Source organism: Stenotrophomonas sp. 99219_Sma, from assembly GCF_056480785.1.
Genome location: NZ_CM151117.1, coordinates 451,662 through 472,009 on the forward strand (window position 1 = coordinate 451,662; position 20,348 = coordinate 472,009).

The 20,348-nt window shown below is 67.3% G+C and carries 19 protein-coding genes; 16 read left to right on the forward strand and 3 right to left on the reverse strand.

Annotated elements, in window-relative coordinates; all coding sequences use genetic code 11:
* Nucleotides 1-38 precede the first annotated feature (38 nt).
* Nucleotides 39-815, forward strand: a complete 777-nt coding sequence (locus tag ACZK13_RS02065; protein ID WP_125892404.1) for a lytic transglycosylase domain-containing protein — start codon at nucleotides 39-41, stop codon at nucleotides 813-815.
* Between the two features lie 42 nt (nucleotides 816-857).
* Here the strand turns inward: ACZK13_RS02065 and ACZK13_RS02070 are convergent, their stop codons facing one another.
* Nucleotides 858-2,378 carry a tetratricopeptide repeat protein gene (locus tag ACZK13_RS02070; RefSeq protein ID WP_121504780.1) on the reverse strand — a complete coding sequence of 507 codons (1,521 nt, stop codon included), beginning with the start codon at nucleotides 2,376-2,378 and terminating at the stop codon, nucleotides 858-860.
* Between the two features lie 165 nt (nucleotides 2,379-2,543).
* On the opposite strand from ACZK13_RS02070, the gene ACZK13_RS02075 reads away from it, so the two are divergent.
* Nucleotides 2,544-4,625: a gluconolaconase gene (locus ACZK13_RS02075; protein WP_253143374.1), complete on the forward strand. Its 2,082-nt coding sequence runs from the start codon at nucleotides 2,544-2,546 to the stop codon at nucleotides 4,623-4,625.
* On the opposite strand, the gene ACZK13_RS02080 is transcribed toward ACZK13_RS02075, so the two are convergent.
* Nucleotides 4,603-5,010 (reverse strand): YciI family protein, encoded by a 408-nt coding sequence (locus tag ACZK13_RS02080; RefSeq protein WP_253143375.1) that lies wholly within the window; start codon nucleotides 5,008-5,010, stop codon nucleotides 4,603-4,605. The two genes, ACZK13_RS02075 and ACZK13_RS02080, sit on opposite strands and share 23 nt — an antisense overlap.
* Nucleotides 5,011-5,726: 716 nt before the next feature.
* Between ACZK13_RS02080 and ACZK13_RS02085 the strand changes: the two genes are divergently transcribed.
* The 13 genes from ACZK13_RS02085 (at nucleotide 5,727) to ACZK13_RS02145 (ending at nucleotide 18,303) form a co-directional block, all read left to right on the forward strand.
* Nucleotides 5,727-6,140 (forward strand): YciI family protein, encoded by a 414-nt coding sequence (locus ACZK13_RS02085; RefSeq protein WP_180837545.1) that lies wholly within the window; start codon nucleotides 5,727-5,729, stop codon nucleotides 6,138-6,140.
* A 68-nt stretch (nucleotides 6,141-6,208) separates the two neighbouring features.
* Nucleotides 6,209-6,631, forward strand: coding sequence for a VOC family protein (locus ACZK13_RS02090; RefSeq protein WP_012509913.1), 423 nt, complete (start codon nucleotides 6,209-6,211; stop codon nucleotides 6,629-6,631).
* Between the two features lie 34 nt (nucleotides 6,632-6,665).
* Complete coding sequence (locus ACZK13_RS02095) at nucleotides 6,666-7,076, forward strand: VOC family protein (protein ID WP_004139958.1); 411 nt, start codon at nucleotides 6,666-6,668, stop codon at nucleotides 7,074-7,076.
* 23 nt (nucleotides 7,077-7,099) lie between these two features.
* Nucleotides 7,100-7,456: a DUF1428 domain-containing protein gene (locus ACZK13_RS02100; protein WP_004139960.1), complete on the forward strand. Its 357-nt coding sequence runs from the start codon at nucleotides 7,100-7,102 to the stop codon at nucleotides 7,454-7,456.
* Between the two features lie 45 nt (nucleotides 7,457-7,501).
* Nucleotides 7,502-8,764, forward strand: a complete 1,263-nt coding sequence (locus ACZK13_RS02105) for an RNA polymerase sigma factor (RefSeq protein WP_478482234.1) — start codon at nucleotides 7,502-7,504, stop codon at nucleotides 8,762-8,764.
* Between the two features lie 107 nt (nucleotides 8,765-8,871).
* Nucleotides 8,872-10,068 (forward strand): hypothetical protein, encoded by a 1,197-nt coding sequence (locus ACZK13_RS02110; protein ID WP_049398325.1) that lies wholly within the window; start codon nucleotides 8,872-8,874, stop codon nucleotides 10,066-10,068.
* Nucleotides 10,059-11,159, forward strand: a complete 1,101-nt coding sequence (locus ACZK13_RS02115) for a hypothetical protein (RefSeq protein ID WP_049398326.1) — start codon at nucleotides 10,059-10,061, stop codon at nucleotides 11,157-11,159. Before ACZK13_RS02110 ends, ACZK13_RS02115 begins: the two co-directional genes overlap by 10 nt.
* Before the next feature lie 100 nt (nucleotides 11,160-11,259).
* The gene (locus tag ACZK13_RS02120; RefSeq protein WP_154262149.1) at nucleotides 11,260-11,937 is read left to right on the forward strand and encodes a hypothetical protein; all 678 of its coding nucleotides are present in this window, start codon (nucleotides 11,260-11,262) and stop codon (nucleotides 11,935-11,937) included.
* 16 nt (nucleotides 11,938-11,953) lie between these two features.
* The gene (locus ACZK13_RS02125) at nucleotides 11,954-13,612 is read left to right on the forward strand and encodes a CsgG/HfaB family protein (RefSeq protein ID WP_478482236.1); all 1,659 of its coding nucleotides are present in this window, start codon (nucleotides 11,954-11,956) and stop codon (nucleotides 13,610-13,612) included.
* 446 nt (nucleotides 13,613-14,058) lie between these two features.
* Nucleotides 14,059-15,708, forward strand: coding sequence for a M28 family metallopeptidase (locus ACZK13_RS02130; protein WP_125892416.1), 1,650 nt, complete (start codon nucleotides 14,059-14,061; stop codon nucleotides 15,706-15,708).
* Between the two features lie 212 nt (nucleotides 15,709-15,920).
* Entirely contained in the window at nucleotides 15,921-17,180 is a 1,260-nt protein-coding gene (locus tag ACZK13_RS02135; protein ID WP_010484138.1) for a sensor histidine kinase, read from the forward strand.
* Nucleotides 17,170-17,940, forward strand: a complete 771-nt coding sequence (locus ACZK13_RS02140) for a LytR/AlgR family response regulator transcription factor (RefSeq protein ID WP_032128763.1) — start codon at nucleotides 17,170-17,172, stop codon at nucleotides 17,938-17,940. Before ACZK13_RS02135 ends, ACZK13_RS02140 begins: the two co-directional genes overlap by 11 nt.
* An 18-nt stretch (nucleotides 17,941-17,958) precedes the next feature.
* Entirely contained in the window at nucleotides 17,959-18,303 is a 345-nt protein-coding gene (locus ACZK13_RS02145) for a hypothetical protein (RefSeq protein ID WP_253143378.1), read from the forward strand.
* Between the two features lie 39 nt (nucleotides 18,304-18,342).
* On the opposite strand, the gene ACZK13_RS02150 is transcribed toward ACZK13_RS02145, so the two are convergent.
* Nucleotides 18,343-18,957, reverse strand: a complete 615-nt coding sequence (locus ACZK13_RS02150) for a hypothetical protein (protein WP_032128761.1) — start codon at nucleotides 18,955-18,957, stop codon at nucleotides 18,343-18,345.
* 309 nt (nucleotides 18,958-19,266) lie between these two features.
* Between ACZK13_RS02150 and ACZK13_RS02155 the strand changes: the two genes are divergently transcribed.
* Nucleotides 19,267-20,196, forward strand: a complete 930-nt coding sequence (locus tag ACZK13_RS02155) for an oxygenase MpaB family protein (RefSeq protein ID WP_478482238.1) — start codon at nucleotides 19,267-19,269, stop codon at nucleotides 20,194-20,196.
* Nucleotides 20,197-20,348: the final 152 nt, after the last annotated feature.

Consider the following 20,348-nt stretch of genomic DNA (forward strand, 5'->3'; position numbering starts at 1 on the left):
CCCAGCATTAGCGGGCGCGGCCGGATGATCCGGCCGCCATGTTCCGTCGCCCTCTCCTGCTTGCGCTGTTGCTGCTGCCCAGCCTGTGGCCCGGGCTGGCCGCCGCGCGCACCGTCTATCGCTGCGTGCAGGGCAACACCGTCAGCCTGGCCACCGCGCCGGAACCCGGTTCACGCTGCACCCCGAAGGAAATCGACGACAACGCCATCCAGACCCCGAATCTGTGGGGCAACATGGGCGTGTTCAGCGGCGTGCTGTACGAGCGCGAGCAGGATGGCGCGCTGGTCTACTCCACCCGCAACCTGCCCGGCTCGCGGGTGTTCCTAAAGTTCACCATGGCCACGCCGCCGGGTGAACCTGCCCACGAAGGCCTGGGCAAGGTGGGCAAGCCGCAGCTGGCGCAGCATGCCAAACAGTTCAAGGCCGCCGCCAAGGCCACCGGCGTGGATGACGCGTGGCTGCGCGCGATCGCCCATGCCGAAAGCAACTTCGATGCACTGGCGGTGTCCAGCAAGGGCGCACAGGGCGTGATGCAGTTGATGCCGGACACCGCGCAGGAGTACGGGGTGAATGATCCGTTCTCGCCGCAGCAGTCGATCGATGGCGGCGCCCGCTACATGCGCGCGTTGCTGCGTCGCTACAACGGTGATCGGCCGCTGGCAGCGGCCGCTTACAACGCCGGCATCGGCGCGGTCACCCGCTACAAGGGCGTGCCGCCCTATGCCGAAACCCTGGCCTACGTGGACAAGGTGATGGCCCTGTACGCACGCTACCGCGAGGCGATGGGCATCCGTACCGAGGTGCCGGCGCGCTAGGCGGGTGGTGCTGCACGCACGTGGTTCTACATGGGAGCTTGCTCAGCGCGAGGTGGAGGTGCTGACCAGTTCGTAGCGTTCGATGCGGCCCAGGCGGGCAACCTCGGCCTGCACGTCGGCGCGCTGCTTCAGCGCACGCCACGCCGCATCGATCTTCACGTCGCCGGGCAGCGACGGATAGGTGCGCATGTCCTGCAGGCTGGCCAGCGTTTCACCGCGTTCAACGGGTGAGCGCAACTGTTCGATCAGCACGGCAGCTGCGCCGTCGAGATTGCCCTCGTCCAGCAGCATCTCGCGCTGGAACAGGCGCGCGTCATCGCCCTGGGCCAGGATCGCTGCACGCGCGGCCTGTTCGGCCTTGGCATCGCCACGTTCACGGGCGGCAACGAACTGCAGCAGTGCCTGGGCCGCCTTGCCGTAACCGGCCAGGCCCGGCATGTCATTCACTGCCGTGGCGGCATCCTGCATGCGGCCCAGCGAACTGAACACGAAGCCGACGTTGAACTGGTGCTCGGCACCATCGGGGCCCAGTGCACCGATGCGTGCGGCCAGCTTGGCTGCCGCCAGCGCATCCTCGTTGCGACCCAGCCGGCGCAGCGCCGTAAGCCGGCTGTTGAGTAGCCATGCCACCCATTCGGCTTCCGCCGCCGAAGGCGCCTCGCCTTCGGCGGCCGCAGCGGCCATGCCATCGGTCAGCGCCAGCACTTCCTCGTTGCGGTCCAGCATCAGCAGCGTGCTGCTGAACTCGGCCATGCGCGCGTCCAGCGCCCGGTCGAGCAGGCCGGAAACCCGCAGTTCGTCGAGGTGCTTCTGTGCAGCCTGCACGGGATCAAAGCGCGGGTTGGCGCGGTCGACATAGGGATCGAAGCGCTTGTCACTGCGCAGCCGGATGATTTCGGCGGGCGCGGAGATGCGGGCCAGGGTCGCGGGGATGGCCTCGCCACGGCCGTTGTCGGCCTGCAGCGTGGCCAGTGCCAGCCACAGTCCGGTGGGTTCCAGGCCGCCGCTCTTCCAGCCGTTGTCGAACAGTGCCTGCAGCAGTTCCATGCGCTGCTGCGGCTGGTCCCGCAGGCGGAACTGCAGGTAGTTGATCGCGTGGTGGTCCACCGGCAACGGCGCATCGGCATGCTTCAGCGCCTGCACCAGGTGCTTGGTGGCAGGCGCCGGTTGGTTCTCGGACAGTTCCACCGAGACCAGGGTCAGCAGGATCTGCGCATCGTCCGGCAGTGCCTCCTGCGCGCGCTGCAGATAGCGGCGAGCCTGGTCCGGCTTCTTCTGCACCATCGCGGTCCAGCCGGCCACCTGCGCGGCGCGGCCGCGATGTTCAGCATCGAAGTCATCCAGCATCGGATCTTCCATCAGCCGTTCCATCGCGATGAGTGCGCCCAGCGTGTTGCCACTGCGTGACTGCTGGATCGCCTCATCCCATCGCGTGGCATAGGCCTGGTGCATCGCATCGGCGGTGACTGACGGCTTCTGTGGTGCCACCGAGATCGAGGCGGAGGCCGGCGTGCTGGCCAGTGCGGCCACCAGCAGGGCGGCGAGGGGGAAGATGCGGGGCATGGAGGATCTCCATCCGTGGGAAGAGCATTGAACCCGCTGTAGCCAGGGAGAACAAGCGCGACGCATGGAACTCTGGTATCCGGCAGTACGTTTGGCCTTGGCGGATCCTGCGTTCAGCGTCTATTGTCGGTGCCTCTTCAGACAGCAGGCAGGCAGCGCAGCACGATGGCACGGTGGCAATGGATGGCGGCAGGCGTAGCGTTGGCGACCGTAGTGGCACTGGCCGCGACCTGGTGGGAGACGCCGCTGCATACGCCGGCAGAACCGGCAGGTCCGGTTCCAACGCCGCTGGCGTGGACCGCGCAGATCGAGCCGCTGGCCGGCGATGGCCACCCGGGTGACCGCGATGGCGCGTCCGCGCAGGCGCGTTTCGCCGATCCGTACGCGTTGCTGCGCAGTGCCGATGGCAGCGTCTATTTCACCGATGCCGGTGACAACAACCGGATCCGTCGTCGACTTCCCGATGGCCGCGTTGAAACGGTGGCCGGGCAGGGCGAGGGGCGTATCGATGGCCCGGCACTGCAGGCCAGTTTCAATACGCCCTCGGGCATCGCCGCCGACGCGCAGGGCAACCTGTATGTGGCCGACACCGGCAACCACGCGATCCGCCGTATCGGCACCGATGGCCAGGTGAACACGCTGGCCGGTGGCGAACAGGGCTACGCCGATGGCCCTGCCGCGCAGGCGCGCTTCGATGCACCGATGGGCATCGCGGTGGACGCGCAGGGCCAGGTCTATGTGGCCGATACCTTCAACGACCGCATCCGGGTGATCGGTACCGACGGCAACGTGCGTACCCTGGCCGGCGGCGAGCGCCCGGGGCTGGCCGATGGCCTGGCGGGCGATGCACGCTTCGATACACCAGTGGCGCTGGCCTTCGATGCGCACGGCGCGCTGCTGGTGGCCGACCTGTTCAACAACGCGGTGCGTCGGGTCGGTGCCGACGGCATGGTCAGCACGCTGCTGGGCGATGGCGGCGTGATCAATGGGCCGCTGTCGCTGGCCACCACGCACGACGGCGTGCTGTACGTGGGTGACCTTGATGGCCGCATCGTGCAGGTAACACCGCAGGGCCACCAGATCGCGCTGGTGGGCAACGGCCGCCTGCCACGCCTGGCCCGCCCCAGTGGGTTGGCGATGGATGCCGATGGCAGCGTGCTGGTCGCCGATTCCGCCAGCTATCGCCTGCACCGCCTGCGCCCGCTGCCGGTGGGTGACCTGCCGGCACCGGCGCTGGTCGGGCCCGCTGCCGATGCAGCATTGCCGGACACCGGTGGGCGCTGGCCATTGGCACCCCAGGATGGCTGGCATGAAGTGGTCGGCACGCTGGGCGAGGTGCGCGGCAACTTCAAGGGCGAGAGCCGCCACCACCTGCACGGCGGTTTCGATGTGCGCGGCGATGTCGGCCAGACCGTGCTGGCGATCGCCGATGGCAAGATCAGCAGCCCGGTAGCGGCGTGGAGCCTGGGTGGGCAGGCCGAGGGCCTGGCCGTGGACCGCCTCAAGTACATCCACATGCGGGTCGGCCGCACACCGCGCGACCAGCCGTTCGATGCGCGCTGGCAGGCGCTGTACGACGAACAGGGCAAGCTGGAGCGGATGCGGGTGCGTCGCGGCACGCGCATCCACGTCGGCGATCGCCTGGGCAGTATCAACAACCAGGCGCACGTGCACCTGGCGGTGGGCACCGGCGGCTTCGAAACCAACGCCGTGGCGCTGGGCTTCCACAACTACGCCGACCACTTCGCACCGCGCATCACCGATGTGGCGCTGCTGGACGACAACGACCAACCGCTGGCGGCCGGCAGCGACGGCGTGGTGATGCTGGCGCGGCAGGGCCGCGGCGTGCAGATCGTGGTCGAGGCCTGGGACCAGGTCGACAACAACCTGCCGCGCCGCCGCCTGGGCATGTACCAGGTGGGCTACCAGATCCTTGATGCTGCCGGGCAGCCGCTGCAGGGCTACGAGCAACCGCGCTGGAACATCGTGTTCAACCGCATGCCGCCGCAGAACGAAGCGGTGCGCGTGGCCTACGCGCCGGACAGCGGCATCACCGTGCATGGCAGCGCGGTGACCCGTTTCCGCTACCTGGCCACCAACACCGTGCGTGACGGCCTGATGGAAACCGGGCGCTGGCAGCCGGCGGCATTGCCACCGGGCGAGTACACCGTGCGCGCCAGCGTGCGCGACTACAGCGGCAACGAAGGCGTGGGCCCGCGCGAGATCAGGGTACGGCTGCTGCCATAGCCGCAGCCGGGGCGCCGCAGCGTTCGCGCTCGGCGTCCATGTCTTCCAGCGGCCGCACCTCGATGCTGCCGAAGCGTGCCCACGGGAAATCGCGGGCGATGCGCATGGCTTCGCCGCGGTCGCGGGCGACGATCAGGTTGAAGCCGGCCAGCAGTTCGCGGGTTTCCGCGAACGGGCCATCCAGTACGCGGCTGTGGCCATCGCGCACGCGCAGGGTCTGCGCGGTGTCGACCGGCTGCAGCTTCTGCGCGGCCAGCAGCGTGCCTTCCGCCTGCAGTTTGTCGGCGTGGGCGAGGCAGTCGCGCATCAGCGCGTTGAATTCTTCGGTGGGCAGGGCCTGCAGCAGGGCAGGCTCGATGTAGATCAGAAGCAGGTACTGCTGCATGGCACGATCCTGGCGGGGGGCGGGGTGTCCATGATGGCGCAGGTTTGCCTGCCGGCATGCTGCAGCGCGAAAGGCCGCCTGCGGCGGGCGATCGGCGAACGGCGGAGCCCCTCCGTGGTGGGTGGGTTGGTCGCTGAAAGCTCGGGTTCTTGGATTTGGCCGGGTGGGGAGGCAGGGCAGGGGGCGCTGCAAGTACGTCCATGTAAGCTCGGTCGCCGCATCCATGCGGCTCACGCCCCTGCCCTGCCTCCCCACCCGGCCTTGGACAGATCTCTGCGGCTGACCCACCACGGGAGATCAACAACAAGAGCAAAAGCGGGTCGCTCCGCTCGCAAAGCCGAGGTCGCCAGCCACCCGCTGTTGCTGTTGCCTCTGCCCTTTTTTCTTGATCTTCCCGTGGTGGTTCGGCCACCGGAATCTGTCTGGGGCCGGGCGGGTGGGGTTGGCGGGGTATCCGCGGCATGGATGCCGCGGCTAAGCCCCCATGGACGGGTTTACGGCGTCCCCGCCAATCCCACCCGCCCGGCCCACCCACAGGAAACCAGCTTTCAGCGACCAACCCACCCACCACGGAGGGGCTCCGCCGTTCGCCGACTCCCGCCGAAGGCGCGCTTTCCACGGAAGAAACAATTTTCAGAGAACGTGTCGATTCCCAACCCCCTGGTTCGTTGTACCCAGTGAAGGGCACGCACCACGCGTCCCCACGGGAGACCGCAATGAAAGTGATGGTGATCGTGAAGGCCAACGCCGACTCCGAAGCCGGCCGCATGCCCAGCGAACAGGAATTGTCCGACATGGGCGCCTTCAACGAACAGCTCGTGGCCGCCGGCATCATGCTGGCCGGTGAAGGCCTGCATGCCACCCAGCGCGGACGTCGCATTCATTTCGGCGGCGGCGCGCCGAAGGTCGAGGCCGGTCCGTTTGGCCCCGCCAGCGAACAGATCGCCGGTTTCTGGCTGTGGGACGTGCGCTCGCTGGACGAGGCCGTTGAATGGGCCAGCCGCGCGCCGTTCAACAGTGGCGGCACGCTGGAGCTGCGCCCGCTGATCTCCGCCGAAGACTTCGGTGAAGCCTTCACCCCGGAATTACAGCAGCAGGAACAGCGTCTGCGTGCACAGTTGGAAGGTTGACCCGGTTCATTTCCCCCGCCGGGCATGGACCGGCGCTACCACCCTGAAACCCACGACGGAGTATTGCCATGAAATTGATTCCCTTCCTCGGCTTCAGCGGCCAGGCCCATGAGGCGATGGCGTTCTATGCAAAGGCACTCGGTGGCCAGGTCACCTCGGAAATGAAATACCGCGACATGCCGCCCTCCGATGGCTCGCCGGGCTGCAACGAGATGCCGCCGGAAACCCTGGACCACGTCGCGCACAGCCAGCTGGAAATCGGTAGCGCCATCGTGATGGCGGCCGACGGTCCCGGCGGTGGCGAGGGTGGCTCGACCACCATCAATGTCGACGTCGACAGCATCGAAGAAGCCGAACGCGTGTTCGCCGCGCTGGCCGACGGTGGCCAGGTGCAGATGCCGATCGCCGAAACGTTCTGGGCGCACCGCTGGGGCATGTTGATCGACCGCTACGGCAAGCCGTGGATGGTCAACTGCATGAAGCAGCCCTGATCCCTCTTCTTTTCATCCACAAGGAGCTTCACCGATGAATGCACCGCAACCGCAGATGATCTTCGTCAATCTTCCGGTGAAGGACCTGGAGAAATCCAAGGCCTTCTTCACCGCGCTGGGCTACAGCTTCAATCCAACTTACACCAACGATGACGCGGCAGGCATGGTCATCAGCGAGAGCATCTACGTGATGCTGCTGACCCAGCCTTTTTTCCAGCAGTTCACCAACAAGCCGATTGCCGATGCGCACACCCACACGGAAGTGATCAACGCACTCTCGGCACCCAGTCGCAAGGCAGTTGACGAGTTGGTGGACAAGGCACTGGCCGCCGGCGGCAGCGAACCGCAGCCGCCGCGCGACCTGGGCTTCATGTACCAGCGCGGCTTCCAGGATCTGGATGGCCATCTCTGGGAAATCGCACACATGGACGGCGAGCCGGGCTGACGGCCGCCGCAGGGAGAATCCTCATGGCTTACGTGGATGCTTACGTGCTGCCGTGCCCCCAGGACAAGGTGGCGGCCTACCGCGGCCTTGCCCGCAAGGCCGGTGCGGTGTGGAAGGACCATGGCGCGCTGCAGTACATGGAATGCGTGGCTGACGATGTGGAACCGGGAAAGAGCACGTCGTTTCCGCGTGCGGTCAAGGCAAAACCGGGCGAAACGGTGATCGTCGCCTTCGTGGTGTTCCGTTCGCGCGCGGCGCGCGACCGTATCAACGCGAAAGTGATGGCGGACCCACGGCTGGCGTCGCTGGGCCCGAAGGACATGCCGTTCGACACCAAACGCATGTTCTGGGGCGGCTTCAAGCCGATAGTTGAAGCGTGAGCTGCGGCGCTTGTGCGGGCCGGGCGTGCGTGCTGTGATCGGCGCATGCTCGAGCCCGCACTGACGCAGCGTCTGGAAACCCTCTGGCGGATGGAGTCGCCGGTGTTGATCGCGCGCCTGACGCGGCTGCTCGGGGGCGATGTCGGCCGCGCCGAGGAGCTGGCCCAGGACACCTGGCTGGCCGCGCTGGAGCGCTGGCCGGAGCAGGGCATCCCGGACAACCCCGGAGCCTGGCTGATGACCACTGCGCGCAACCGTGCCATTGATGTGCTGCGCCAGCACCAGCGGGTGGCGCAGCAGCATGCGCAGTGGGGCGAGGAACTGCATCCGGCGCCGCTGCCGGCGCCCGATGACAGTCAAGCGCTGGAAGATGATCTGGGTGACGACCTGCTGCGGCTGATGTTCGTGGCCTGCCATCCGGTGCTGCCGGCCGATGCACGGGTGGCATTGACCCTGCGCCTGCTGGGTGGCCTGACCACTGTCGAGATCGCGCGCGCCTTCCTGCAGCCCGAGCCGACCATCGCCCAGCGCATCGTGCGCGCCAAGCGCACCTTGGCGCAGAAGCAGGTGCCCTACGAGGTCCCGCGTGCTGACGCGATGCCCGAGCGGCTTGGTTCGGTGCTGGAAGCGATCTACCTGGTGTTCAACGAAGGCTATGCGGCCAGTGCCGGTGACGACTGGATGCGCCCGGCACTGTGCGAGGAGGCGCTGCGGCTCGCGCGCATCCTGGCGCACCGGCTGCCGGTGCCGCCGGTGCTGGGCCTGCTGGCGCTGATGGAGCTGCAGGCCTCGCGTGCCGCGGCACGGACCGATGCGCAGGGCGTGCCGGTACTGCTGGACCAGCAGAACCGCGCGCGCTGGGACTGGCTGCAGATTGAACGCGGGCAGCAGGTGCTGGCGCGCGCGCTGGCCGCCGGTGGCGCTGATGATCCCTATGTACTGCAGGCGCGTATCGCAGCGTGCCATGCAGCGGCGCGCCGCCCCGAGGATACCGACTGGCCGCGCATCGCAGCGCTCTATACGCAGCTGCTGCAGGTGCAGCCCTCGCCGGTTGTTGCATTGAACCGGGCCGTGGCGGTGCTGCGCAGTGACGGTGCCTTCGCGGCGTGGGCGCAGCTGCAGCCGTTGCTGGTGGACGCGCGACTGCGCGAGTACGCGCCGCTGCAGGTGGTGCGCGGGGAGTTACTACAGGCGCTGGGGCGCGACCTGGACGCACGTCACGCTTTTGCGGAAGCCGCCAGACTCAGCCAGAACCAGGCAGAGCGGGGCCTGCTGCGGCAACGGGCCGGCCTGCCTCCCACGGAGTGACCTCGACGAAGGCAGCACTTGTCGGCGGGCCCGCGAGCCGTTATGTTTCGCGCCCAGCGGACGCGTCAGCGTCCACTTTCCATGCGTATTGACCGAGGAGCGGTTGGATGTATTCAAGGACGAAGAGCGCATCGCGCGCTTTTGCGCGCCTGCTTGCCTGTGCCCTGTGCCTGGCCGTATGGCCGATGGCCGTGCAGGCGGCAGACAAATCACAGCAGGCCTATTGGGCCGGTTTTGCCTATACCGCTGATGCCGCTGCCGTGCAGGCGACCACGCCGCATGCGCACGCCGTGCTGGAAAAGCGTGGCTTGATCCCGCTCAACCAGACCCTGGGGCAGGGGCTCAAGCGTCGCCCGCCGGCCAATCTGGAACTGATCGACCAGCCGGTGGCGATGCTCGACGGCACCACCAGTGCGACAGTGCTGGCCGCGGCACTGGACCGCGAACTGGTCTCGGTCGAGCCGATCGGTGACCAGTACAAGGTGCTGGTGGAAGTGGCGCTGCAGGCGCTGTTCTTCGATTTCCGCGAGCGCCAGGTGATCGCGTCCTATCCGCTTACCCTGCAGCGCATCGACGTGCAGGATTACCGGCCGGACAACGACGATATCGACGCGATCGTCGCCGATCTCCTGTATGGCAGCGCCGATACCAGCCTGTCGCAGGTGCTGGCTGCCAGCCTCGCCCAGGCCAGGCTGCCCGATGCCGCCGTGCGTCGCCTGCAGGTCGGTGGCGTAACCCTGTCCGACGCGGTCCGCGCCAAGCTGCCCGACCCGAAGTGGGAAGCCCCGCTGCGCGCCACGCTGGCCCATGAGCTGTCCAAGACGCTGTCGTCCAATACCGGCGTCGGCCTGCTGCCGCCGGCCTCGGGCCAGGCGATCGGTGGTGCGATGGCGGCGCGCTTTGCCGACGGCAAGGTCTACCAGCTGAAGATTCCCGAGCCGGACTACGTCATCAACCTGCAGGTGGATGCGCTGAAGAACGGCGTGATCGAAGAAACGCCGGCGATGAAGACGATGCTGTTCGGCGCGTTCTTCACCGCCAAGGTGACCGAGCCGTTCTCCGGCAAGGTCTATTTCGAACAGCCGCTGCGCAAGGGTGCCACCAAGGTGGTGCCGGTCACGCAGTGGCAGGTCGACCAGTGGTCGGCCAGCTACGAAACCCTGCTGGCCGGCTTCGACGCCTTCGCCGGCGCCGCCGCCAAGCGCGCCGATTCGCGCGGCTGGCTGGACGAACAGAAGCCGGGCGGCCGCCCGTTGCAGCAGCAGACCCAAGCCCTCCAGGAGTTGATCAAGTCATGTCGTTGATGCGTACCATCCTGCTCATCCTCATCGCCCTGGTGGTGGCCTCCCCGGTCGCTGCACAGACCGCCAGTTCACGCGGTACCGGTTCGGCCAGCTACGGCCTGCGCCTGAGTGCCGACACCCGCGCCCAGGCCCTGAACAAGGCCAAGGTCAATGCACTGGAGGCGTACATCGCCGAGACCGGTGCGGCCAAGCTGCGCCTGTTCGAAGCACGTCGCTCCGAGTTCATCGGCGAGATCGACCGCTACGTGCTCAGCGCCGTGCAGCTGTCGGACACCGAAGACAAGAAGGCCAAGACCTACACCGTCACCGTCCGCGCCGAGATCAACACCACACTGCTGCAGACCAAGCTGGATGCCGGCTCGGCCGTGGCCGGTGCCACCGCCGCGCAGCGCTCGCTGCTGACCTTCCTGTTCATGGCGCGCTCGCAGGACACCGTGCAGTCGTTCCAGGACAAGGAATACCGCCGCGTCGACGCCAGCAGCAGCTACAGCGAGAACACCCGTGAAGGCGACAGCTTCCGCGGCAACTCGGTCAGCACCAACGGCAGCATCAACCAGAATGGTTCGATGTCGGTCACCAGCGGTGGCAGCACCACCCAGCGCAGCGACAACATCAGCTGGAAGGTGGCCAACGCCGCCGAAGTGAACACCGCGATGACCGGCGCCTTCAGCGCCGCCGGCTACGAAGTGGTTGAAGCCGAATACGTGGAAGGCGAATCGCGCGGCCTGCTCAGCATCGAGCGTATCCGCAAGGACTTCAGCACCGGCAACGACCTGGCCCCGGCCACCCTGCGCGATACCGCCAACGGCATCCGTGCGGCCAACATCCCGTACATCGCCGTCGGCACCCTCGACGTCGGCATGCGCGACCGCGACCCGGCCAGCGGCAACACCCGCGTGTTCGTCACGGTCACCGGCAAGGTGCTGGACGTGACCGGTCGCTTCCCGCGCACCGTGTCGTCGGTGGGCCCGGTGCAGTTCTCCGGTACCGGCCCGAACGAAACCGTCGCCCGTACCAACGCGCTGCAGCTGGCGGCTGAAAAGGCTGCCCAGCAGATGATCAACGAACTGAACGTCAAGGCAGTTCGTTGATCCGCCACCCCGGTGGGTGCCGAGCTCGCTCGGCATCGCCCTGGGGTTACCGATTTCCCACGTGCCGCTTCGCGGCCGTCTCTCCCAAAAGGACACTCACATGATCCGCAATACCGCTCTTGTCGTGGCCATCGCTGCCGCCACCCTGTCGATGCCGGCCCACGCTGGCCTGGGCAAGCTGAAGGACCTGGCTGGCGCCGCTACCGGCACCTCCAGCAGCAGCGCCTCCAGCGCCGCCGCTCCGGACGAAGCCGCGCAGGAAGCGCTGGTGCGTCGTTTCGTCAGCTCGCAGTCGCACTCGCTGCAGGCCCAGACCTCGTTTGCCCGCGCCTTCGGCCTGGCCGAGCAGGTGCAGCTGCTGGAAGCCGAGCGCCAGGCGCTGTCGTCGGGTTCGGTCAGCGTCGATGCGATGAAGAAGTCGGTGTCGGTCAGTGAAGCTGCGCAGGCGGCGATCAACGAGCGCCAGGCCGCACAGCCGGAACTGAACGCTGAATCCAAGCAGCACTACGCCGAAGGCCTGGTCTCGCTGCTGTCCTCGGCGGCCGAAGCACAGAAGCTGGGCGGCGAAGCCAGCAACTTCACCGCCGGCATGAAGAACCTGGGCGCGACCCAGCTGGCCACCGTCGGCCGCAAGCTGGCAGCAGGTGCATGGGTGGCCAAGGAATCGCCGGGCTTCATCCAGGGCCTGTACGGTTCGACCAAGTCGGCCGTGACCTTCGCCAGGAAGAGCAAGGTGAAGGTGCCGTCCAACGCCGATTCGATGCTCGACACGCTCTGATCCGAGGCGAATCTCCATGCGTATGACCTACCGTTTGATCGGCCTGGGCCTGGCTGCCACGCTGCTTGCAGCCTGTGGCAAGCAGGACACCCCGGCCGCCGCGCCCGCCAAGGACAAGGCAACCAGTGCACTGGCCAGCAATGCGCCAGTGGAAGCAGCGCCCCTGCGTGGCACGCCGGATTTCGGCGGCACCACCCAGGTCGCGCGCGAAGCCGACGGCATCGGCAGCACCCCGGAACTGGCGGTGCTGGCGGCATTGCAGTCGGCGGTGGCGCAGGTCAACGGCGTACGCGTGGCCAGCCAGATGCAGAGCCTGCGTGCAGGCCTGCATGTGGATGTGGATGACGAACACGTCGGCGATATCCGCGCCGACGCGTTCACCCAGCAGATGATCGCCGGCTCGCAGGGCGCGGTGCTGGGCTATGAAATCCTGTCGCAGGATGAAGTGCGGCAGCTGGACGAGGAAACCATCGCCCGCGTGCGCGCCAGCGACGAAGGCTGGAGCTTCAAGGGCTCGGCGTCGGCCAGTGCCTCCGGCGAAGCCTCGGCCAAGAGCGGTTCGGCCTCGGCCAGCGTCAGGGAAAGCTACGACGAGAAGGTCAACGTCGATGCCAAGCGTGGCGCCAGTTCGTTCGATTCCGACGTGACCCATCGCAGCATGCGCAGCTACTGGAAGGTGCGCGTGCGCGCACAGATCGCCCAGTACCGCGCGCCGGACGAGCAGGGCAAGCCGAAGATCGTGGTTGCACTGCCGCGCACCAAGGCCGGAAGCTATGCCGTGGGCGACGGCCGCGTGGACGCGGACGAAGTGGCCGACGCGATCCGCGCGCGCCTGTCCGACACGCTGACCCAGACCCAGCGCTTCATCGTGCTGGACCGCGAGTTCGGCGACGAACTGCAGGCCGAGATCGACCACATCAACAGCGGCAACGTGCGCCTGCAGGACACCGCACGCGTGGGCCAGCAGCTGGCTACCGACCTGATCCTGATCCCGACCATCGAACGCTTCGAGTACCCGCGCAGCGTGCGCAACCTGCGCATGTCCGACCGCCAGGTGACCTCGTACTCCGGTGGCGGCCGCATCACCCTGCGCCTGATCAACGCCACCACCGGCCAGGTGGTGATGTCCGACAGCTTCGACCACCAGCTGGCCTCGACTGGCCCGAGCACCCTGCCGCGCGTGGTCAATGGCCGCAACATGGCCGCGGCGATGATGGAATCGCTGTCCGGCCAGATCGGCACCACCATCGTCACCACGCTGTTCCCGGTGTCGGTGGTTTCGGTGGACGGAGACCAGGTGGTGCTGAGCCAGGGCGGTGACACCGTGCAGGCCGGCCAGCGCTGGCAGGCCGTGCGCCTGGGCGAAGAACTGAAGGACCCGCAGACCGGTCGCTCGCTGGGCCGCAGCGAACACCCGTGCTGCACCATCCGCATCGACCGCGTGGCCGCACAGACCTCGTACGGCACCATCGAAGACGGTGTCGACGCCATGCGCGGCGGCTTCCGTCCGGGCCAGATTGAGTTGCGCCAGAAGCTGGGAAGCAAGCCGGCTGCTGCCGCTGCCGCTGCCGCTGCCGGCGCAACGGCCTCGGCTGCACCGGCCGCCGCCGCGCGCCCGGCGGCCAAGCCGAAGCCCAAGCCCGCTGCCGCCCCGGCCGAAGACCCGAACTGGTAACACGCCAAGGCAGCACACAGATGGGGTCAGAGCCCTTTTCCACCGGGAAAGGGAACTGACCCCTTCTTGTTTCCGTCCGTGTCGACCAAGGTCGACACCTACCACAGCGGCGTGTCGACCAAGGTCGACACCTACCACAGCGGCGTGTCGACCAAGGTCGACACCTACCAACAGCGGCGTGCCGACCAAGGTCGACACCCACCAACAGCAGCGGGAACCTGTCGAAGGCGGGGTGGGTCCGGTTGCGGGGGTGTAAGCGCCATGGATGGCGCGCCCAAGCCTCCAGGGACGGATTCACGGCGTCCCCCGCAACCGGACCCACCCCGCCATCCCACGGAATGCCGCTGTTGCTTCAGCTGTTGCTGTTGCCCCGGCTTCGGCAGGTGCAGGGCGCAGCCCTGCCGAACCCCTTACACTCCAGAAGGATTTCCCTGCTGGAGAGAGCAATGAAACGAGTGGTACTGGGCGTGCTGGCCCTGTCGGTGTCGAGCGCACTGATGGCGGCCACCCCGAAATTCGATGGCGCGCGGATCTCCGCCGACGTCAAGGAACTGGCCTCCGACGCCTACGAAGGCCGCTCCCCGGCCACCGCCGGCGAAGAGAAGACCATCGCCTTCCTCAGCAAGCAGTTCGCCGACGCCGGCCTGCAGCCGGGCGGCGACCTCAAGGACGGCAAGCGCCTGTGGACCCAGGCGGTGCCGCTGCGCAAGGGCGACATCGTCGGCGCACCGCAGCTGGCGCTGCACCAGGGCGGCAAGACCGTTGCGCTGGAACAGGGCAAGCAGATCGCCGTGCGCGCGGCCATGAACGGCGCCAGCAACGTCGACATCAGCAAGGCCCCGCTGGTGTTCCTCGGCTACGGCGTGAAGGCCCCGGAGCGCAACTGGGATGACTTCAAGGGCGTGGACCTGAAGGGCAAGATCGCCGTCGTGCTGATCAATGACCCGGACTTCGAGACCGGCCAGGGTGATTTCGACGGCAAGGGCATGACCTACTACGGCCGTTGGACCTACAAGTACGAAGAAGGCGCCCGCCAGGGCGCGCTGGGCGTGCTGATCGTGCACGAGACCGCACCGGCGTCGTACGGCTGGGCCACCGTGGCCGGTTCCAACACCAACACCATGTTCGATGTGGTGCGCGACAATCCGGCCGACAGCCACCCGCTGCTGGAAGGCTGGATCCAGCGCGACCTGGCCGTGGAGCTGTTCCGCTCGGCCGGGCAGGACTTCGAGGCGCTGAAGAAGAAGGCGCAGCAGCGCGACTTCACCCCGGTGCCGCTGACCGGCGCCAGCCTGGACGCGAAGTACGCGGTGAAGACCGAAGTGATCACCTCGCACAACGTGGCCGCGCGCCTGGAAGGCAGCAGCCACCCGGACGAGACCATCGTCTACAGCGCGCACTGGGACCACATCGGCGTGGGCGAGCCCGACGCACGTGGCGACCGGATCTTCAATGGCGCTCTGGACAACGCCAGTGGCACCGCATCGCTGATCGAACTGGCCCGTGGCTTCGCCAAGGCCAAGCGCCCGCAGCGTTCGCTGCTGTTCCTGGCGGTCACCGCCGAGGAAAAGGGCCTTCTGGGTTCGGAGTACTACGCCACCCATCCGCTGTATCCGCTGGAAAAGACCGTGGCGGTGATCAACATGGATGGCATGGCGCCGTTCGGGCCGTCGCGTGATTTCGGCATCTACGGTGCCGCGCGCTTCGAGCTGCTGGACCAGCTGAAGGACGTGGCCAAGGGCTGGGATATCCGCTACACGCCGGACCCGAAGCCGGAAGCGGGCCTGTTCTTCCGCTCCGATCACTTCCCGTTCGCCAAGCGTGGCGTGCCGGCGCTGTCCTGGTCGGCCGGCCAGGACTGGGTGGACGGTGGCGTGGCCGCAGGCAAGAAGGCCTCCGAGGACTACACCGCCAAGCGCTACCACCAGCAGGGCGACGAGTGGCAGCCGGACTGGGTGTTCGCCGGTGCCGCCCGCGACCTGGAGGTGCTGTACACGCTGGGCAACCAGCTGGCCAACTCGCGCAGCTGGCCAAACTGGAGCAAGGACGAATCGTTCCGCGCCGTGCGTGACGCCAGCGCCGACCAGCGCAAATAAGGCAACGCGCCGGGCTTGCCCGGCGCCTCCCGGGTAGTGCCGGCCGCTGGCCGGCAACCCTGTGATGCATGCGGAGATAATGGTGGGCCGGCCAGCGGCCGGCTCTACCAGAATGGCTTCCATCCCCGCTTTCCGGCCCTTCGTCGCAACCCGCTTGTTTGCCCGGCGGGCCGCCCTATGCTCGGCTCACCCCCTTCCTCCAAGGCGCCGCCGTGTTCGCCAGCCTCTCTCTCCTGCTTCGTCACCTGCTGGCCTGGGCTGCGGCGCTGTTCGTCGCCGGCATGGTCTGGAGCGGCATCTTCAGCGGCATGAACGATGGCCCCGGCTGGATCTTCGGCCTGCTGGCGATGTTCCTGATGATTTCCGCGCTGGGCAGCGCGATTACCCATGTACGCCGCGTCTGGCTGGTCGCCGGCCGGCTGGATTCGACCACGCTCTCCGGCCGCCAGCGCCGCCAGGTGGAACTGCCGATGGATGCCGGCCAGGCATTCTCGGTGGTGGAAGCGGCCATCGCTGAACTGCCGCGCGTTGAAGACGTGGAAAGTTCGGCCGGCAGCCTGCAGGTGCGGGCCTACGTGCGCCGCGTGGATGCCTGGAACGGCCGCCAGCCATCGCGCTGGAACCTGCCGGCACGGCTGGCGATCAAGCGCAACAGCGTGCTGGCGACGGTCACGCCGGGGCAGGGCACCAGTACCGTCACCCTGTTGTTTGAGCCGGATGCCGGCTGGTGGGCCGACCTGCTGGCACTGGATGAGGGCAGCAACTTCGAGAACGCCGAAGCGGTCACCCGCGCGATCAGCCGCCGTGTTGCCGACCAGCGTCGCGACGAGCAGGCCGCGGCTGAGCAGACCCAGGTGGAAAAGGAGCTGTCGGTGGCCCGGTTGAACCTGCTGCACGCGCAGGTGGAACCGCACTTCCTCTACAACACGCTGGCCAACGCGCAGGTGCTGACCCGCACCGACCCGGCACGTGCCGACCAGATGCTGGGCCACCTGATCCAGTACCTGCGCAGCTCGTTGCCACAGGTGGACGAATCGCTGTCCACGCTGGGCGTGGAGCTGGAGCGTACCCGTGCCTACCTGGAGATCCTGCGTATCCGCATGGGCGCACGGCTGGGGGTGGAAGTGCAGGTACCGAACGAACTGCACGGCGTGCAGCTGCCGGCGATGGCGCTGCAGACGCTGGTGGAGAACGCGATCAAGCATGGCCTGGAACCGAAGCCCGGCGGTGGCACGATCTGGATCCTGGCGCGTGGCTTCGATGACCATGTAACGGTGACGGTGGCCGACGATGGCCTCGGCTTCGGCCAGGGCACCAGCGGTACCGGCATCGGCCTGAAGAACCTGCGCGAGCGCCTGCGCCTGACCTGCGGCGAACAGGCCGGCGTGGCGATCGTCGCCAACTTCCCCAGCGGCGTGGCCGCGACCATGACCCTGCCGCAGTCGAGCAAGGAGCGCAGCCATGCCGCTTGAGGCGCTCATTGCCGAAGACGAGGAACTGCTGCGGCAGTCGCTGGTCGAGCAGCTGGGCCGGTTGTGGCCGGACCTGAAGCTGGTGGCCGAGTGCGAGGATGGCGCCAGTGCGCTGGAACAGCTGGCCGAGAAACAGCCGGACATCGCCTTCCTCGATATCCGCATGCCCGGCATCAGTGGCATTGAAGTGGCCCGTTCGCTGTCCGAACTGAGCCCGCGCACCCAGGTGGTGTTCGTTACCGCCTACGACCAGTACGCCATCGACGCGTTCGAGCAGGGTGCGATGGACTACCTGCTGAAGCCGGTCAGCGATGAGCGCCTGCTGGCCACGCGCGAACGCATCCTGTCGCGGCTGCCATCAACGCGCCAGGACGATGCCGTACTCGAACGCCTGCTTCAGCGCCTGGGGCCGTCGCAGAGGGCGGCAGAGCGCCCGCCCTTGGCCTGGATCACCGCCAGCAACGGCCGCGAGACGCAGCTGATCATGCTGGAAGACGTGGCCTATTTCCGTGCTGACAACAAGTACACCACCGTGATGACCGCGGCCGGTGAGAGCCTGCTGCGCACACCGTTGCGCGAGCTGCTGGAAGTGCTCGATCCGCAGCACTTCCGCCAGATCCATCGCTCGACCATCGTCAACATGAAGGCGGTGGCAGCGGTCAGCCGCGACGATACCGGGCGCGGGGTGCTGCGCCTGCGTGGGCGTACGGAGACGCTGGTGGTCAGCCAACCGTTCATGAGCCTGTTCCGCGGCATGTAGCCGCACCCTGGAGGCACCATGCGCCTGTTCCTGTTTGCCTGCGTTGCTGCGCTGTCGTTGGCCGGCTGCGAGAAGTCCAGCGAAACCTCGATCACCCGTACCAATGCCAACGGCGTGGACACGCTGTACAGCAAACGCACCGTGGTCGATGGCGAGGCGCGGTTCCAGTGCATCGCCAGCAGCAGTGGCCACTGCCACTACGTGGTGCTGGACCCTGCATGCAGCAGCGGGGCCGCGTGTGCCACGCCGCCGTTGCGTCGGTTCGCGGTGGCGGTGGGAAAGACCGAGGCGATGCGTCACCTGCCCAGGGGCTTCCACCAATGCGTCAGCCAGGACCCGATAGAACAATGCCACCGTGAGTGATCACGGTGGCATTGTGGGCCCCCCCGCTTCCCTGAAGGATCAGTAGGCAGGTTGCAGTGTCAGGTCGTGGTGGTGCTCGTTCTCACCCACATGGTTCAGGCGGCCGACCAGTTCTGAGTGCTGCTTCATGCGCCCGATCTCGGTCATGATGCGGATGTCCTCATGGCGCAGCTCGCGCTTGGCAGTGACGGCCTGCTTGTAGTCCAGCACTTCCGGGTAGTGCTCGGCCAGGTCCAGTGCCTCGGCCACGTTCTCGACGCTGTCGGCCTTGGAGCTGATGCGGGCGCGGCTGTTGAAGGCCTTCATCCAACGCTCGAAACCGGCGGTGCGGTCGAACATGTTGGCCATGAACCAGATCACGAACAGGATCGAGATCCATGAGCCGAACACCACGACCACGCGGGTGAAGGTGATGTGGTAATCGTCGCGCCACAGGTAGTTGGTGATCAGCCCGAGGATCAGCAGCGAGGCCGCCTGCCAGCCGACGATCGAGGCGATCAGCCATTGGCACTTGGCCTGGGCCAGCACAGCCACTTCATCGCGGATCTGCTGCTCGCTGAGGCTGCGCCAGTGCGCGACCTGTTTTTCGAACGGGCTGCTGTAGAGCTCGTTGTCGCGAAGCAGTAGTCCCAAACCCTTGAACAAAGCAATCATGGCTGGCTCCTTGTGGAACGTGCGTCGATCAGCGTTGGACGGTGTGGCGGGTTCAGTTCTAGCACTTCCAGCGAGCCGTGCAATGGGCGCAATGCCTAGCGGCGTAAGGGTTTTGTCTGAATGGGTGAATGTTGCTGCATCGCAACATCATGGTCGCAGCCTGCGACAGGATGTCGCAGGGTGAAACGTGCTGCGGCTGCACATGAAACCGTGGCTGAGCGCGGAGGCTCGCCGTCGGCGTCGTGATCGCCCAGAATCGGGGCCGACCGCGCAACCTGCGGCCGCTCTTCCGCCTTTCCTGGACCTGTGATGCCGGCTCTGCTGCAGCGACTTTCCCGCCCCGTGACCGCGCCTATCCGGCGCTGGGTACTGGAGGCCTTCCCGCGTGGCCAGAGCGGCATCGATTACGACCACCCGCTGGGAGACCCGGGCTGGTTCGGCCCCGACAGCGTCACCTGGCGCCTGCATGCGGAATTCCCCTCGATGCTGGCCGGTGGCCTGTGTGCGCTGATGCTGCAGACCCTGCACCCGCGCGCGCTGGCCGGCGTCTACGACCACTCCAATTTCCGCCAGGACCTGGTGGGACGCCTGCGCCGCACCACCGCCTTCGTTGCCGGCACCAGCTATGCGCCCCGCGGCGAGGTGGAGGCGCTTGTGGCCAAGGTACGCCGCATCCATGCGCAGATCCGCGGCCAGACCGCGCAGGGGGAGCCCTATGCGGCGGACGATCCGCAGCTGCTGACCTGGGTGCACGTGACCGAAGCCTTCGGTTTCCTGCAGGGCTTCCGTCGTTACGGGCGCGAGGTGCCGGCGCACATCGCCGATCGCTATTACGACGAGTACCGCCGCGTGGCCGAAGCGCTGGGTGCGGTGGATGTACCGCGCAGCGAAGCGAAAGTGGCGGCGTACTTCTGCGCGCGGCAGCCGGAACTGCGCGTCGACGGACGTTCGCGCGAAGTGCTGGAGGTGTTGTCCGGCGTGCGCCTGCCGGTACCGGTGCCGGGCCTGTCGCGCGAAGTGTTCCTCGGCGCCGGTGCGGCGCTGCTGCCGGATTGGGCCGAGGGCATGCTGGAACGCAATGCGCGCCAGCGCGCACAGGCTGCAGCGTCGGCGAAGCTGATGCAGGGCATGGCGCCGCTGTTCCGCCGCGCACTGCCCGATGGCCTCGCCAGCCGCGCCTGCACGCGCGTGGGCGTGCCGGTGGATGTACTGCGCGAGTGGCCCGAACTGCTCCGGTAGCTGCCGACCTTGGTCGGCACGCATTTCGCGCGGTGCCGCAGAAGCGCCAACCAAGGTTGGCCTCTACCAGAGCGGATTCCGCAGTAGGTGGATCTACTGACACCTTGGTTCTGGTAGCTGCCGACCTTGGTCGGCACGCATTTCGCGCAGTG